The sequence below is a fragment of the Paraburkholderia sp. BL23I1N1 genome (assembly GCF_003610295.1).
Lineage (GTDB): Bacteria > Pseudomonadota > Gammaproteobacteria > Burkholderiales > Burkholderiaceae > Paraburkholderia.
Window position 1 is genome coordinate 3,449,224 of sequence record NZ_RAPV01000001.1, and the last position, 14,513, is coordinate 3,463,736.

General features: G+C 59.5%; 11 protein-coding genes and 1 tRNA gene. 5 read left to right on the forward strand and 7 right to left on the reverse strand.

From position 1 onward, the window contains the following. Positions 1-213: 213 nt before the first annotated feature. From B0G76_RS16080 to B0G76_RS16090, 3 genes are all read left to right on the forward strand, one after another. Complete coding sequence (locus B0G76_RS16080; protein WP_120293492.1) at positions 214-849, forward strand: LysE family translocator; 636 nt, start codon at positions 214-216, stop codon at positions 847-849. A 293-nt stretch (positions 850-1,142) separates the two neighbouring features. Beyond that, entirely contained in the window at positions 1,143-1,346 is a 204-nt protein-coding gene (locus tag B0G76_RS16085; protein WP_012428559.1) for a cold-shock protein, read from the forward strand. Positions 1,347-1,635: 289 nt separating this feature from the next. Then, positions 1,636-1,860, forward strand: a complete 225-nt coding sequence (locus tag B0G76_RS16090) for a hypothetical protein (RefSeq protein ID WP_025495857.1) — start codon at positions 1,636-1,638, stop codon at positions 1,858-1,860. Between the two features lie 94 nt (positions 1,861-1,954). On the opposite strand, the gene B0G76_RS16095 is transcribed toward B0G76_RS16090, so the two are convergent. Further along, the gene (locus B0G76_RS16095; RefSeq protein WP_120293493.1) at positions 1,955-3,586 is read right to left on the reverse strand and encodes an acyl-CoA synthetase; all 1,632 of its coding nucleotides are present in this window, start codon (positions 3,584-3,586) and stop codon (positions 1,955-1,957) included. Between the two features lie 158 nt (positions 3,587-3,744). On the opposite strand from B0G76_RS16095, the gene B0G76_RS16100 reads away from it, so the two are divergent. Further along, positions 3,745-4,491 carry a Crp/Fnr family transcriptional regulator gene (locus B0G76_RS16100; RefSeq protein ID WP_120293494.1) on the forward strand — a complete coding sequence of 249 codons (747 nt, stop codon included), beginning with the start codon at positions 3,745-3,747 and terminating at the stop codon, positions 4,489-4,491. Between the two features lie 259 nt (positions 4,492-4,750). Further along, the gene (locus tag B0G76_RS16105) at positions 4,751-6,310 is read left to right on the forward strand and encodes a methyl-accepting chemotaxis protein (RefSeq protein ID WP_120293495.1); all 1,560 of its coding nucleotides are present in this window, start codon (positions 4,751-4,753) and stop codon (positions 6,308-6,310) included. A gap of 137 nt (positions 6,311-6,447) precedes the next feature. On the opposite strand, the gene B0G76_RS16110 is transcribed toward B0G76_RS16105, so the two are convergent. The 6 genes from B0G76_RS16110 to B0G76_RS16135 all read right to left on the reverse strand — a co-directional run bounded on the left by B0G76_RS16110 (position 6,448) and on the right by B0G76_RS16135 (position 14,350). Continuing rightward, positions 6,448-6,801 carry a transposase gene (locus B0G76_RS16110; protein ID WP_120293496.1) on the reverse strand — a complete coding sequence of 118 codons (354 nt, stop codon included), beginning with the start codon at positions 6,799-6,801 and terminating at the stop codon, positions 6,448-6,450. 258 nt (positions 6,802-7,059) lie between these two features. Beyond that, positions 7,060-8,193: a porin gene (locus tag B0G76_RS16115; protein WP_120293497.1), complete on the reverse strand. Its 1,134-nt coding sequence runs from the start codon at positions 8,191-8,193 to the stop codon at positions 7,060-7,062. 1,017 nt (positions 8,194-9,210) lie between these two features. Then, a tRNA-Ile gene (locus tag B0G76_RS16120) sits at positions 9,211-9,298 on the reverse strand. Positions 9,299-9,462: 164 nt separating this feature from the next. After that, positions 9,463-11,853: an RNA polymerase sigma factor RpoD gene (rpoD, locus tag B0G76_RS16125; RefSeq protein WP_120293498.1), complete on the reverse strand. Its 2,391-nt coding sequence runs from the start codon at positions 11,851-11,853 to the stop codon at positions 9,463-9,465. A gap of 93 nt (positions 11,854-11,946) precedes the next feature. Continuing rightward, complete coding sequence (gene dnaG / locus B0G76_RS16130) at positions 11,947-13,824, reverse strand: DNA primase (protein WP_120293499.1); 1,878 nt, start codon at positions 13,822-13,824, stop codon at positions 11,947-11,949. A gap of 79 nt (positions 13,825-13,903) precedes the next feature. Then, the gene (locus B0G76_RS16135; protein WP_028196181.1) at positions 13,904-14,350 is read right to left on the reverse strand and encodes a GatB/YqeY domain-containing protein; all 447 of its coding nucleotides are present in this window, start codon (positions 14,348-14,350) and stop codon (positions 13,904-13,906) included. Between the last annotated feature and the right edge of the window lie 163 nt (positions 14,351-14,513).

Here is a 14,513-nt window from a genome sequence, read left to right on the forward strand (position 1 = left end):
TCTAGCGACTGGATCGCGAAACTCCGAGTAGTTAAGCCCGCCCCGCGCGGGCTTTTTTTTGTTTTTACGCCTGAGCGCCCATCAGTATGGATACCGAATCAATGGGATCCACACGATCGAACGCATGATGCCTCTCCCGATCAAAAACAAAACCCCGCCCGCTCATGCTATGTTTCACGGACCCGCATCGCCGACCGTAGGAAACACACAAAAATGCCCGCCTCGACAGCCATCGCCACAATCCTGGCCGCACTGCTACTCGGTGCCATGAGCCCTGGACCGAGCTTCGTCATCGTTGCCCGCAATGCAATCGGACTCTCGCGCGGCGACGGTCTCGCAACAGCGGCGGGCATGGGCATCGGCGGCGTGTTCTTCAGCGGCATCGCGTTGCTCGGCCTGTACACCTTGCTGGCGACCGTAGAGTGGCTGTACGTCGGCTTGAAAGTGGCCGGTGGCTTTTATCTGATCTACCTTGCGTCGAAAATCTGGCGCGGTGCGGCCAAACCTCTCGCGTTCGATGCCGCGCAAGCCGCCACCACCAATGTGCGTAAATCCTTCTGGATCGGTTTGAGCACACAACTCAGCAATCCGAAAACTGCGGTCTACTACGGCAGTATCTTCGCGGCCCTGCTTCCGCAACATCCGCCGCTGTGGTGTTACTTTGCCTTGCCGCCCGCGATCTTCGCTATCGAAGCCGGCTGGTACACCGTGGTTGCGTTGTGCTTTTCAAGCAAACGGCCACGCGAAATCTATCTGCAATGGAAAGCCTGGATCGATCGCGTCGCCGCAACCGCAGTTGCCGCGCTCGGATTACGCCTCATCCTGACAGCGCATAAAGTGGGTATCTGAAACAGAAGCCCCGTTTGAGCGGCTTGCCGTGCCGCGCGACACGGCAAGCTGATAACGAGGGCCGCATCGCCGTGCGCCGGGCATGCGCAAGCCGCGCGTATAACAAAACAGTTACAAGATAAATGTTGACGCTGATATGCCCCGGCGGTTACTGTGGCGTCCGAAGTTCAAGAAGTTCGATTGCTGTTCATCAATGTCTCGCTCCTCAGCGGTATTCGTTGTCCTCTCCCTCCTTGATGCTTCACGCGCTCCTCAACAGAGCAAATTTTTCTATTTTTACTCAAGGATTCTTCATGGATACCGGTACCGTTAAGTGGTTCAACGACAGCAAAGGCTTTGGCTTCATCACCCCGGACAAGGGCGGCGACGACCTGTTCGCGCACTTCTCCGAAATCAGCGGCGACGGCTTCAAGACGCTGGCTGAGAATCAGAAGGTGAGCTTCGAAACGAAGCAAGGCCCGAAGGGTCTGCAAGCGGCTAACATCAAGCCGCTGTAAGTTTGAAGGGCTCGGTGTCCGGCAACGGACATCGGGTTGCAGCGACATCCTCGCGGAGCTTTGTCTCCCACAGTTGGCGCGATCGCTTTTAGCTGCATGCGTTGTTCAGCAGCAAGCCCCAAGCGCCAAACGCCTCGTTGCACCTCATTCTCCCCTCCGGCTTTAACGCCCTTTTTAGCTTTCCGACTGCGTCTGGATTCGGCTCGCAATGGCTTGAATCAGCTCGTCCGCGTGACCCGTATAACGGCTCGCACGGCAGGCGCGCACTCGCACATTATTAAAATATAAAATGCAAAACAAACATATTCATCATTACAACGGCTATGCCGTCAAACCCTCGGCGCATCGTTTGCCCGACGGTAGTTTTTCATCCAACCTGTTGCTCGAACGCGCTGACAGCGCGCGTACCGAAGGGCGCTACCAGTTCTATTCGCTCGACTACTTTCCGAACGAAGAACAGGCACTGCAGCACTCGGCACGCTGGGCACGCCGCTGGGTCGACACGCGCGGTTAAGCGCGAGTCGAATCCGATGCGCGCGGAACCCCGCGCTTGCATCGTTCAGCACCCCATAGCGCGCCATTCGGTGCGCTAGACCATCGCGCGCGGTCTATTCGGTTTGTTCCGCCTTGATCCGCGCGCGCAGTTCGAATTTCTGAATTTTTCCCGTCGACGTCTTCGGCAATTCGCCGAAGCGCACCGCTTTGGGCAACTTGTATCCCGCAAGAAACAGCCGGCAGTGCGCGATGATCTCTGCTTCGCTCACCTGAGCGCCTTCCTTGAGCTCGATAAAGGCGCACGGCACCTCACCCCACTTCGGATCGGCCATCGCCACCACGGCGGCAACCGAGACCGCAGGGTGACGGTACAGCGTGTCTTCGACCTCGATGCTCGAGATGTTCTCGCCGCCCGAAATGATGATGTCCTTGCTGCGATCGCGGATACGGATATAGCCGTCAGGCATCCGCACGCCGAGGTCCCCGGTGTGGAACCAGCCGCCGCGGAAGGTCGCTTCCGTGGCGCGCTCGTTCTTCAGATATCCCTTCATGCAGATGTTGCCGCGGAACATGATCTCGCCGAGCGTTTCGCCGTCGTCAGGCACGGGCGCGAGCGTGTCCGGGTCGAGCACCGTGACGGCTGCCTGCAAGTGATAGCGCACGCCTTGGCGCGCATTCATTTCGGCGCGCGCGTTGTCGTCAAGCGTGTCCCATTCCGACTGTTTTGCGCAGACCGCGGCCGGGCCGTAGGTCTCGGTGAGTCCGTACACGTGCGTCAGATCGAAACCGATCTCCTTCATCTTGGCGATCACCGCCGGCGCGGGCGCTGCGCCCGCCACCATTGTCGACACGCGATGCGTGATGCCTTCGCGCCATTCGACGGGCGCATTCGCCAGCGCGCTTTGCACGATCGGTGCGCCGCAATAATGCGTGACGCCTTCGCGGCGAATCAGTTCGAACACTGTCTTCGCGTCGAATTTTCGAAGGCAGACGTTGACGCCGGCACGCGCGGCGACGGTCCACGGGAAACACCAGCCGTTGCAGTGAAAGAGCGGTAAGGTCCATAGGTAGACCGCATGCTTGGGCATATCCCATTCGAGAATATTGCTGAGCGCATTCAGATAAGCACCACGATGGTGGTAGACCACGCCCTTCGGGTCGCCCGTCGTGCCCGAGGTGTAGTTCAGCGCGATAGCATCCCATTCGTCAGCAGGCAGGGTCCAGGCGAACTCGGGGTCGCCGGTTTGCAGGAACGCTTCATAGTCGGTTGCGCGGATGAACTTGTCCGCGTCGGCGGGCATCGCATCGGCCACGCTGATCACGCGCAACTCGGGGAATTCCAGCGCCGCACGGTGCGCGAATTCGCTGTACTCCGTGTCGACGATCAGCGCCTTCGCCTCGCCATGGCGCAGCATGAACAACAGCGACGACACGTCGAGCCGCGTATTCAGCGTATTGAACACGGCTCCGGCCATCGGCACACCGAAATGCGCTTCTATCATCGGAGGAATGTTTGGCAGCAGCGCGGCAACGGTGTCGCCGCGCTCGATACCGGCCTGCCGCAACGCGCTCGCCAGTCGCCTTGCGCGCTCGTAGGTTTCGCGCCAGTTGCGGCGAATCTCCCCATGGACGACCGCCGGCCGCTCACCGTAGACTTCCGCTGCGCGTACGATGAAATCGATCGGTGTTAGCGGGACATAATTGGCCTCGCGGCGCTGGAGGCCTTCTTCGAACATGTGCTTCATCGCTTTGTCTCCTGAGGCGTCGGCCGCGCCGTCGCTCGTTCTGATTGATGAACTAGCCTAGCAACTGTCATGGTGAACTGTCTGTCATTCAAATGACAGAGTGACACGCCTTGACGCTACTCAACCGGCTTCACCCGCCTACGCGCCGCCAACCGCTTATGGATGACACTTCGTTCACTGCCCTCGCAGACGCCCGCTCGCACCGCCCTGAACGGGTGCCGCGCGCCGATCTGCCGCGACTGTTCGGCACGTGCGCGTGGTTCAGGGCACTCGCCGCCGAACATCAGGCCATGATCCTTGCCAGCGCACACGCGGAGCATCTGGAAGGGGGCGCATGGATCGCGCGCCGCCAGGAGCCGTCGGACTACTGGATCGGCGTGTATTCCGGCCTCATCAAACTCGCCATCTACAACGCCTCGGGCCGCAGTTGCACGCTCTCCGGCGTGCCGCCCGGCGGCTGGTTCGGCGAAGGCAGCGTGATCAAGCGTGAATTGCGCAAATACGACGTGGCCGCCATTCAGCCCTCGCTCGTGATGTTCGTGCCGTCGGAGACATTCCACGCACTCCTGGAGTCGAGTCTGCCATTCACCGGATTCGTGATCCGGCAACTGAACAACCGCATGGGCGAATTCATCGCGACGATCCAGAATAGCCGTCTGCTGGACGTCGAGGCGCGCGTCGCCCAGTCGCTCGCGCAACTGTTCAATCCCGACCTCTATCCCGACACCGGACGCACACTGGCCATTTCGCAGGAAGAAGTCGGCCTGCTAGCAGGCGTGTCGCGGCAACGGATCAACCAGGCGCTGCAAAACCTCGAAAAGCTGCAGATTTTGCGCCTCTCGTACAACCAGATCGACGTGCTGGACCTCGAACGCCTGAGTGCGTTTGGTCAGGAGCAGATCTAGGTCCTCCAGGGCGAAGGCGTGCGCCTGCCATAGCTCGCCTGCGGTTTCCCGCGATTTTCTCCGGACTTGGCGCCACGTTCCCTGATTTTCCTCGACGTTCCCCACGCTTCACCTGCCGCCTCGGTCTGCGCGCTCCCTTGCCAAGCCGGCATTTCGGACGCCGGAATAAAGAATCCTCAGCAACGGCCGTTATGCCGACTATGCAACGCAGATTGCAGCCCCTCCCTATTCCGAGCCCAACGTATAGTCGAAGCCGATAATGAACCGTCTGACACTGAAACAGAAACTGTGGGTGCCGATACTGCTGTGCTGGGCGGCGCTCCTGATCGTTACCGTTGTGAACGCGTTCGATGCGCGAAACGCCCAGATGGACGCACGGCGCGCAGATCTGGCCGACGTCACCGATATGGCGGTGTCGATCGGCGCGGACTATGCGAAGCAGGCCGACGCGGGCAAGCTCCCGGTCGATGAGGCCAAACAACAGGCCATCGCCCGCATCAACGCGCAGCGTTACGGCGCATCGGGCTACGTGACGATCGTGCGCAGCGATTCGGTGATGGTCACTCATCCGATGAGCCCAAAACTGAACGGCAAGGACATGAGCGGTTTCCGCGACGCCAAAGGCAATGCGCTGTACCACGACATCGCGCAGGCAGGCGGCTCCGCGGGCGGCGCGGGCTATCTGCGCTACTGGTGGCCGAAACCCGGCGAGACGGCGCCGAGCGAAAAGATCGGCTATGTGAAACGCTACGGCCCATGGAATTGGGACTTTATCGCCGGTGCCTATATGGACGACATTCAGGCGCAGTTCTACGCAACCCTCGCGCGCTCGGCCGGCATGCTGGTGCTGCTGGGTGTGGTGGTGTCGTTCGTGGCCTCGCGCGTGGTGCGCAACGTATCGCGTTCGATCGGCGGAGAGCCTTCCACTGCGGCGGCGATTGCCATGCAGATCGCACGCGGCGATCTTGCCACTCGCATCGACCTGCGTCGCGACGACACATCAAGCCTGCTGTTCTCGCTGCGCGAGATGCGAAATCAACTGGCCGCAACCATCGCGCGGATCAAGACGTCCGCCGAGACGATCACGGTTGCCTCGAAAGAGATCGCCGCCGGCAACCTGGATTTGTCGAGCCGCACCGAAGAGCAGGCGGCTTCATTGCAGCAAACCGCCGCCAGCATGGACGAGCTCACCAAGACCGTCACGCAGAACGCCGACAATGCTGCGACCGCGTCGGAACTCGCGACCAATGCATCGAACATTGCCGCGCGCGGCGGCGAGGTCGTCAACGACGTGGTCGAGAAAATGGCCGGCATCACCGATAGTTCGCGCAAAATCGGCGAGATCATCAGCGTGATCGAAGGCATCGCATTCCAGACCAATATCCTGGCACTGAACGCAGCGGTGGAAGCGGCGCGCGCCGGTGAAGAAGGCCGCGGCTTCGCGGTCGTTGCGGGCGAAGTGCGCAATCTCGCGCAGCGTAGCGCGACGGCCGCCAAAGAGATCAAGGTATTGATCAATCAGTCCGTCGCGCAGGTTGGCGAAGGCTCGACTCTGGCAGGCAAGGCCGGCAGCACGATCGGCGAAGTGGTCGACGCCGTGCACCGCGTGACCGCGATAATGAACGAGATCTCGGCCGCTTCGAAAGAGCAGAGTTCGGGTATCGGCGAGGTCAATCTCGCGATCCGCCAGATGGACGATGTGACGCAGCGCAATGCCGCGCTGGTCGAGCAGGCAGCGGCCGCGGCAGGTTCACTCGATGAGCAAACCGAACGTTTGCGAAATGCAGTTGCCGTGTTCAAGATCGAACAACATGCTTGATTGAGTAGCGCGCTTATGCGCGCCGGCTATGGTAGCCAGCTGATGCAACCGGTTAGTGCAGCCGATTGAAAAAGGCCGTCATCCGTTAATCGGGTGGACGGCCTTCTGTTTGTCACGCCAGAACAGCCCTGAGCAGGTTACACAGTGCGCGGGTCGCTCCTGCGCGTAATAGGCCGCGCCAGCATGGCATCCGTGTCGAATAGCGTTAAAGCGATGTTTGCCAGCACACCTGAATTCTTCCAGCGCAGATAGTAGCGATGCGCAGTCTGATAAGGCGCATACCGGTCGGGCATCGCGTGCCACGGTTTGCCGGTGTGCAACACCCACAGCACGCTGTTCACCACGCAACGGATGTCGATGCAGGGACGGCCACGCCGAGGTCCGTGGTCCTTCATCTCAGGCAGGAGCGGCACGATGCGATGCCATTGCTCGTCGGTGAGATCCTGAATGGCTGGCGAGCGAGCCCGCGGGTTTGAAAAGGGAGTATCCATGCAGTAAAAACGCGCACCTGCAGCACACGTGCTAGCGTTGCTGCGAAAAGTAGTGTGTATAAATCGATCGTTTTCAGACTACCCCAAGCACGCTTTCAAGAAAGTCAATTATTGTCAGGCGCGTGTGCGCAATTGTCAGAAACCGCAATCCGTTATCGCATCAACGGATGAGTGGCGACGACCACCCAGGTGGCGCGCCCATAAAAAAAGGTGCCGCGAACGGCACCTTTTTATACAACAACCTGCTTCTGCTGAAGCTTAGAAGCGGTGACGCAGACCGACCGTAGCAGCCGTCTGGTTCTTCGACGACGACGGCAGTTGCGTTACGTCGCCGCTGTAGATCGAAGCGACACCGCCGTCGCCCATTGCGTGCTGATACACGGCTTGAGCGTAGACGTCCGTACGACGCGACAGCGCGTAGTCAGCTTGCAGGCCGATCTGGTGGTAGCGAACCGACTCCGAACCACCGTTCGCGCCAACGCCATAGCCCTTGCCGTCGGTGAACGTGTAAGCAACGCCCAGGCCCAGAGCCGGGGTCACGTTGTACTTGCCGTTGACTTCGTAGTTGTTAGCGCGCAGCGATTGCGTGCCACCGACGAAGTTGTCCGAACGCGATTGCGTCCATGCCAGACCGAGGGTAGCCGGGCCGAATGCGTACGAACCAGCAACGCCGAATTCACGTTGACGGAAGCTGCCGACGTTGCCTGCCAGAGCGTTGACGTACGAACCGTCCGAAGCGCCGCCGTTAGCTGCGCCCGGGTTGTTCTGCTGTGCGTAAGCAGCACCCAGGTGCAGGCCTTGCCACTGGTATGCAGCACCAACGCTGTATTCGCGGTTGTTTGCGAATGCACCAGCCTGGTTCGAGAAGCCGTACGTGCCGCCGAACGTGAAGCCAGCGTAGTTAGCGCTCGAGTACTTGATCGAGTTGTTGACTGCGTAGCCGCCGTTCGTGCTCAGGTTGTCATTGTTGAACGGGTGCGCGAAGTACGTACCGCCCCAGCTGCCCGTTGCGGTCAGCGGTGCCAGGTAGTCTTGTGCTGCGTCGTACTGACGACCCAGCGTGACCGTACCGAATTGCGCGCTCGACAGACCGACGAACGCTTGACGGTTGAACATGCCGTTGTTGTTAGCGAACTTGCCGTTGTTGATGTTGAAGCCGCTTTCCAACGTGAAGATTGCCTTCAGACCGCCGCCCAGATCTTCCGAACCGCGCAGACCAAACATGCTTTGGTTGATGCCGCCGCTACCAGCTGCCCACTTTGCGTTGTGGTTGACATTGCTGGTGTACGTCAGGCCTGCGTCCAGCAGACCATACAGGGTCACGCTGCTTTGTGCGTGAGCGACGGAAGCGAACGATGCGGCAACTGCAACGACGATGAGACTCTTTTTCATGCGTGGGACTCCAGTTCGATAAATTTACGCGGGGAGCGGGACCTGCCTCGACAGCGCATGCATCACTCGCTGCCGCCCTGTTCGCCGAACCGTTTCGGATCAGCCGGGCACCCTTTAAACGAAGCGTGAGTGTAGGTGGAGACCCTAGTAGCAACGCCCGCAATTTACGCAACATGATCTTTCGGAATTCGCAATAATCAAATCAAGATAGGCATTAAGTCTTTGTTTTTCAGACGTTTATCGCAAAATGGCAGCACCGACGTGCCTGCTCTGGCCAAAAATTATTTTCAACATTTCAATATTAAAGTTGTGTGAATGCAACAGCATTTAATATGCGTGACGTAATCGGGTCGGAGCGATTGAAAAGTGAAAGACGTCTGATTGCTCGAAAATCGGGCAATTGCGAGAGGCGCAATTCGAAGCACTGTAAATTTATTTCTGAAAAGTGGGAACTTAATTGATTTTATGCGGTCGGCGATTTAGCGCTGAATATACTGAGGGAACAGATAGAAAAGATAAAAACGGGTATTCGCATTAACTGCAATTAAAAAAGCGGGGGGCGGGTCGCGAATCGGTGCTCGGGCGCGTGGCTTGATGAAGCGAAGTGAGTGAAGCCTTCAGCACGGGCGTTGCCCGGAGGTGAGTTGCGGCGCCGGCCGCCGCGTGACAATAACCCGTGCTGAAAGCGGACGGCATACAGCGAACAGCCTTCCGTATTCATTTAACGGCACAGCTGTGCGCATTTTTTACACGGAGTTTCCCTAACTCCCGGTCACCGCTCGCTCCATATGGCTTGCCATGGAACCGGCCAAGCGCAAGAGCGAGAGTCAATCTCAAGCGCATGCTTGCAGCAAGTTCGCTGATCTCATTCCAATGCCACATCCAAATTGCGAACCACGATATTTTGCCGCGAGGGACATACGACGCTTAATAAGCGACATATTGCCGCATCTGATATTGGCTTCTCACCATAAAACAAAAAGGGTTCCGAAAACTCGGAACCCTTCTCTACAACTTTGGTGGGCCGGGTCGGAGTCGAACCGACGGTGTCCTTTCGGAGGCGGATTATGAGTCCGCTGCCTGCAACCAGCACGGCGTCCGGCCCAAGAAAAAGACCCGGTCATGAAGGCCGGGCCAATTCGTTGATTGGCCGACATACTACACGAAAAAAGGGCCTCCGCAACCGCTTCACTCAAGCGAAACAGCCGGGAGGCCCCTTCAAACTGCACCATCTTTTCTCACGTCATTTCCCGCAACCGCCAACCTCGATCAATTCCCTTCGAGGAACGACTTCAGCTTATCCGAGCGGCTCGGGTGACGCAGCTTGCGCAGCGCTTTCGCCTCGATCTGACGGATCCGCTCACGCGTCACGTCGAATTGCTTACCGACTTCTTCGAGCGTGTGATCGGTGCTCATCTCGATACCGAAACGCATACGCAGCACCTTCGCTTCACGCGGCGTCAGCGAGTCGAGCACGTCCTTCACGACGTCGCGCATGCTGGCGTGCAATGCGGCGTCGGCCGGCGCGACCGTGTTCGTATCTTCGATGAAGTCGCCCAGATGCGAATCGTCGTCGTCACCGATCGGCGTTTCCATCGAGATCGGCTCTTTCGCGATCTTCATGATCTTGCGGATCTTGTCTTCCGGCATCTCCATCTTTTCCGCCAGCGTGGCCGGATCCGGCTCGAGACCGGTTTCCTGCAAGATCTGACGCGAGATGCGGTTCATCTTGTTGATCGTTTCGATCATGTGAACCGGAATCCGGATCGTACGCGCCTGGTCAGCAATCGAACGTGTAATGGCCTGACGGATCCACCACGTTGCATACGTGGAGAACTTGTAGCCGCGACGATATTCGAACTTGTCCACCGCCTTCATCAGGCCGATGTTGCCTTCCTGAATCAGGTCGAGGAACTGAAGACCACGGTTCGTGTACTTCTTCGCGATCGAAATCACGAGACGCAAGTTCGCCTCGGTCATTTCGCGTTTCGCCTGACGCGCCTTCAGTTCGCCGGCCGCCATCTGGCGGTTGGTTTCCTTCAGGTCCTTCAGCGGCAGCACAACACGCGCCTGCAAATCGAGCAGGCGTTGCTGCTGTTCCTGAATGGCCGGAATGTTACGCGTGAGAATCGCGCTATACGCGTGGCCTTCGCCAACGATCTTGTCGGCCCATTCCAGATCCGTTTCGCTGCCCGGGAAACGCGCGATAAATTCCGCACGCGGCATGCCGCACTTGTCGACCACGGTATGCAGGATCTGACGCTCGACCTGACGCACTTCGTCTACTTGCGCACGCAACGTGTCGCACAGACGCTCGACGGTACGCGCGGTAAAGCGGATCGTCATCAGTTCGTTCTGGATCGTTTCCTGTGCCTTCAGATACGACCTGGACTTATAGCCTTCCTTTTCGAACGCGCGACGCATCTTGTCGAACCATTCGCTGATCATGGCGAATTTCTCGAGGGACGCACGCTTGAGCGCTTCCATCTGCGCAGCGTTGGCCGTGGCTTGCGCCGTGCCGTCGTCTTCTTCCTCGTCGTCCGCGTCTTCTTCTTCGGCTTCCTCGTCTTCGCTTTCGATCGCTTCCGCTTCCTGCACCGAGAAGCCGTCCGCATCTTCCGCGTTGGCGTCGATCAGGCCGTCGACCAGTTCGTCGATACGGATTTCCTCGTTCGCGACGCGCTCAGCCATCGCCAGAATGTCGGCGATCGTGGTCGGGCAGGCGGAGATGGCCATCACCATGTGCTTGAGGCCGTCTTCGATCCGCTTGGCGATTTCGATTTCGCCTTCGCGCGTAAGCAGCTCGACCGTACCCATTTCACGCATGTACATGCGGACCGGGTCGGTGGTGCGGCCGAATTCGGAGTCGACGGTGGAGAGCGCGACTTCCGCTTCCTCTTCCACTTCGTCGTCCGACGAAGCAGCGGGTGCGTTGTCGTTCAACAGCAGCGTTTCAGCGTCCGGCGCCTGCTCATACACCGCCACGCCCATGTCATTGAACGTGCTGATGATGCCTTCGATCGCCTCGGTCTCGGTGAAGTTGTCCGGGAGGTGGTCGTTGATTTCGGCGTACGTGAGGAAGCCGCGCTCCTTGCCGAGCTTGATCAGCGCGCGCAGTTTGGAGCGGCGCTCTTCGAGTTCCTCGACGGTGCCCGGCTGCGACGACGCGAACGCGTCTTTCAGCAGTGCTTTTTCCTTTGCGCGACGATCGCGAGCCTTGACCTTTTCCACCTTGCCGGGAACGGCCGCAGGGGTTTCCTCGCTTTGGATTGCATCGTCTTCGACGGGTGTTTCGTTCAGCTTTTTCGTCATGGAGTTCGTCGTACCGGCTGTAGTCTCGACTCGCGGCTGTTGGACAACAGCCGGTTGAACCGTGGATACTGGAGTCTCGCGCTCTACCGCTTCATCCCGCACGGCAGGCGCTTCCCTTGCGCTTCTGACACCCGGCCGTTTTGCGGCCGGTGGTGGTACAGCTTTCGCCGCCCTGACCGGCTCCGCTCGCGCAGCGGAAGTGGTCGAGGATTTCTTCCCGGCAGGAGGTGTGACGCTTGCGGCAGACGTTTTCCTTGGGGAAGAAGCTAACTTGGCCTCGGTGACCTTTCGGGTCGGCTCGTTCGAGCCTGTGCCTGTTGCTTTTTTTCCGCCTGGTGTCTTTGCCATCGCAATCGCCTTTTCGCCTTTGCTAGGAAAACCATTGAAAAAACAAACCGCTAGAAACCTTTTATTATAGCATCCAGGTTCCTGCCATCCCGCTTACAGCCCGAGCTGGCGCTTCATCTCAGCCCGCTTCTGATTCAGACCCGTCAGCTCCGCAAACTCCTCCGGCGTGTGCCGGGATTGCCGCGAAAGCTGCTCGAGACGATCACAGTAAGCGTCGTACCGCATCTTCAGAATCGCCGCCTTCAGTTCCTCTCCGACGATCCGTTCCTGCTCGCGCCGCTCCTCGATGACGGTCGCATCCTCCGGGTCCTTCAGCAGCAAATCCCGGACGTTTTCATCATAGTCTAGAATTTTGCGAAAGATTTCCTCGAAAGTTGGGGCATTTGCGCCGTTTCGCAATAGGTCGGACAGCAACTGAAACTCCGCCGAATCGCCCAGCGCGCGCGCATGCGTCGTCACTTCTTCGAACAACTCGCCGTGCCGCGTGACGCTCAGAAGCGCCTGTTCGGCTTCTTCGTCGAGCACCGCCACCGTCCGCGGATACATCACCAGATTGCGCAGCGTCTTTTCTTCGATCCCGGTCACACTGCGCCGGTCCTTGCGGGCGGGCGCCGATCGGGTGGCCGCCGCGATCCGGGCATCGACTTCGCATAAGGCGGCCACTTCGTCGAACGGCACATCGAGCCGGTCGGCGAACATATGCATGATCTGCGCGCGCAGCGCATTGGCCGGCAGTTGCTGCAGCAGTGGTTTCGCGTCGAACAGCGCGCGGGCCCGGCCTTCCGGCTGGTCCAGCTCCTTGCCGGTCAGCACCTCGTTCAGCATGAACTGCGACAGCGGCATGGCGCGCTCGACCTGTTCGGCAAACGCGTCCGTGCCGAATTCGCGCACATAGCTGTCCGGATCGTGCTCGGTCGGCAAAAACAGGAACCGGATGGTTCGGTTGTCCGCCGCATGCGGCAGACAGGCATCCAGCGCCCGGCGCGCCGCGCGGCGGCCCGCCGAATCGCCGTCGAAGCTGAAGATGACCGTATCGGTCTGGCGCATCAGTTTCTGCACATGAATCGGCGTGCAGGCCGTGCCGAGCGTGGCTACCGCGTTCTGGAACCCTAATTGGGCCAGCGCGACCACGTCCATGTAGCCTTCGACCACCAGCACGTAATGCTGTTCGCGAATCGCCAGACGCGCCTCGAACAGCCCGTACAGCTCGCTGCCTTTGTTAAATAGTGGCGTTTCCGGCGAATTCAAATACTTCGGTTCACCGCCGTCCAGCACGCGCCCGCCGAAGCCGATCACCTGCCCCTTCACATTGCGTATCGGGAACATGATCCGCTCGCGAAAGCGGTCGTATCGGCGGTTCTGGCCTTGTGCATCCGCCTTTTCGCTGACGATCACAAGACCCGACTCGACCAGCGAATCGTCCCGATAGTTGGGGAACGCGGGCTCGAGGTTCTGCCAGCCGTCCGGTGCATAGCCGAGGCCGAAGCGCGCGGCAATCTCGCCGGTCAGGCCGCGTTTCTTCAGATACTGGATCGCGACCGGCGCGCCGCGCAGCTGCTTGCGGTAGAAATCGCAGGCGGTTTGCATGACATCGGACAGCGCCGTGGTGACCACCTTGGACGCGGCCGGCGAATACCCGCCGGAACCACCGCCGCCCCCACCGCCATAGCCCGGCGAAGGTTCGTTCGGCACGGTCAACCCGACCGACTGCGCGAGTTCGTTGACCGCCTCCGGAAACGTGGAGCCGACGTGCTCCATCAGGAAGCCGATCGCCGTACCATGGGCGCCGCAGCCGAAGCAGTGATAGAACTGTTTAGTCGGACTAACCGTAAACGAAGGGCTTTTCTCGTTGTGAAACGGGCACAGCCCCATGAAGTTCGCGCCGCCCTTTTTCAACTGCACATACCGGCCGACCACGTCGACGATATCGACGCGGTTGAGCAGGTCCTGCAGGAATGACGGTGGAATCACAGTGAATGACGCTACCTAAAAAAACTCAAGGCTGCGCGCGCCGTCGATCAACAGCGCGCGCAGACCGGAAACACAGGGGTTACTTCGCGAGCGCGGCTTTGACTTGTGCCGAGACAGCGGTCATGTCGGCGCGGCCCGCCAGCTTCGGCTTGAGCACGCCCATCACCTTGCCCATGTCCTGCGGGCCGGCAGCGCCGGTTTGCGCGACCGCGGCCTGAACTTCGGCAACGATCTCCGCTTCGGACATTTGCGCCGGCATATAGGCGGACAGGATAGCCAGTTCGGCCTTTTCCTTGTCGGCGAGATCCGTACGGCCAGCGGCTTCGAACTGGCTGATCGAGTCCTTGCGCTGCTTGATCATCTTGTCGATGACGGCGGTGATCGCCGCGTCGTCCAGGGTGACGCGTTCGTCGACTTCGCGCTGCTTGACCGCGGCGAGCAGCAAACGGATCGTGCCGAGACGTTCGGTCTCACGCGCCCGCATGGCAGCTTTCATATCGTCGTTGATCTGGTCCTTGAGACTCATCACTCACCTGAATGCGTTGAAAATTTAAAAACGGCCGGCTAACTGCACCCAAGCCCTGTATCAACACGCCGCATCCAACACAAACGCCCGCTTGGGACTGCTTCCTCAAGCGGGTTGGCGCGAATTTGCGTAGTGGATGCGACCCTGCCGGCTGGCCCGAAGG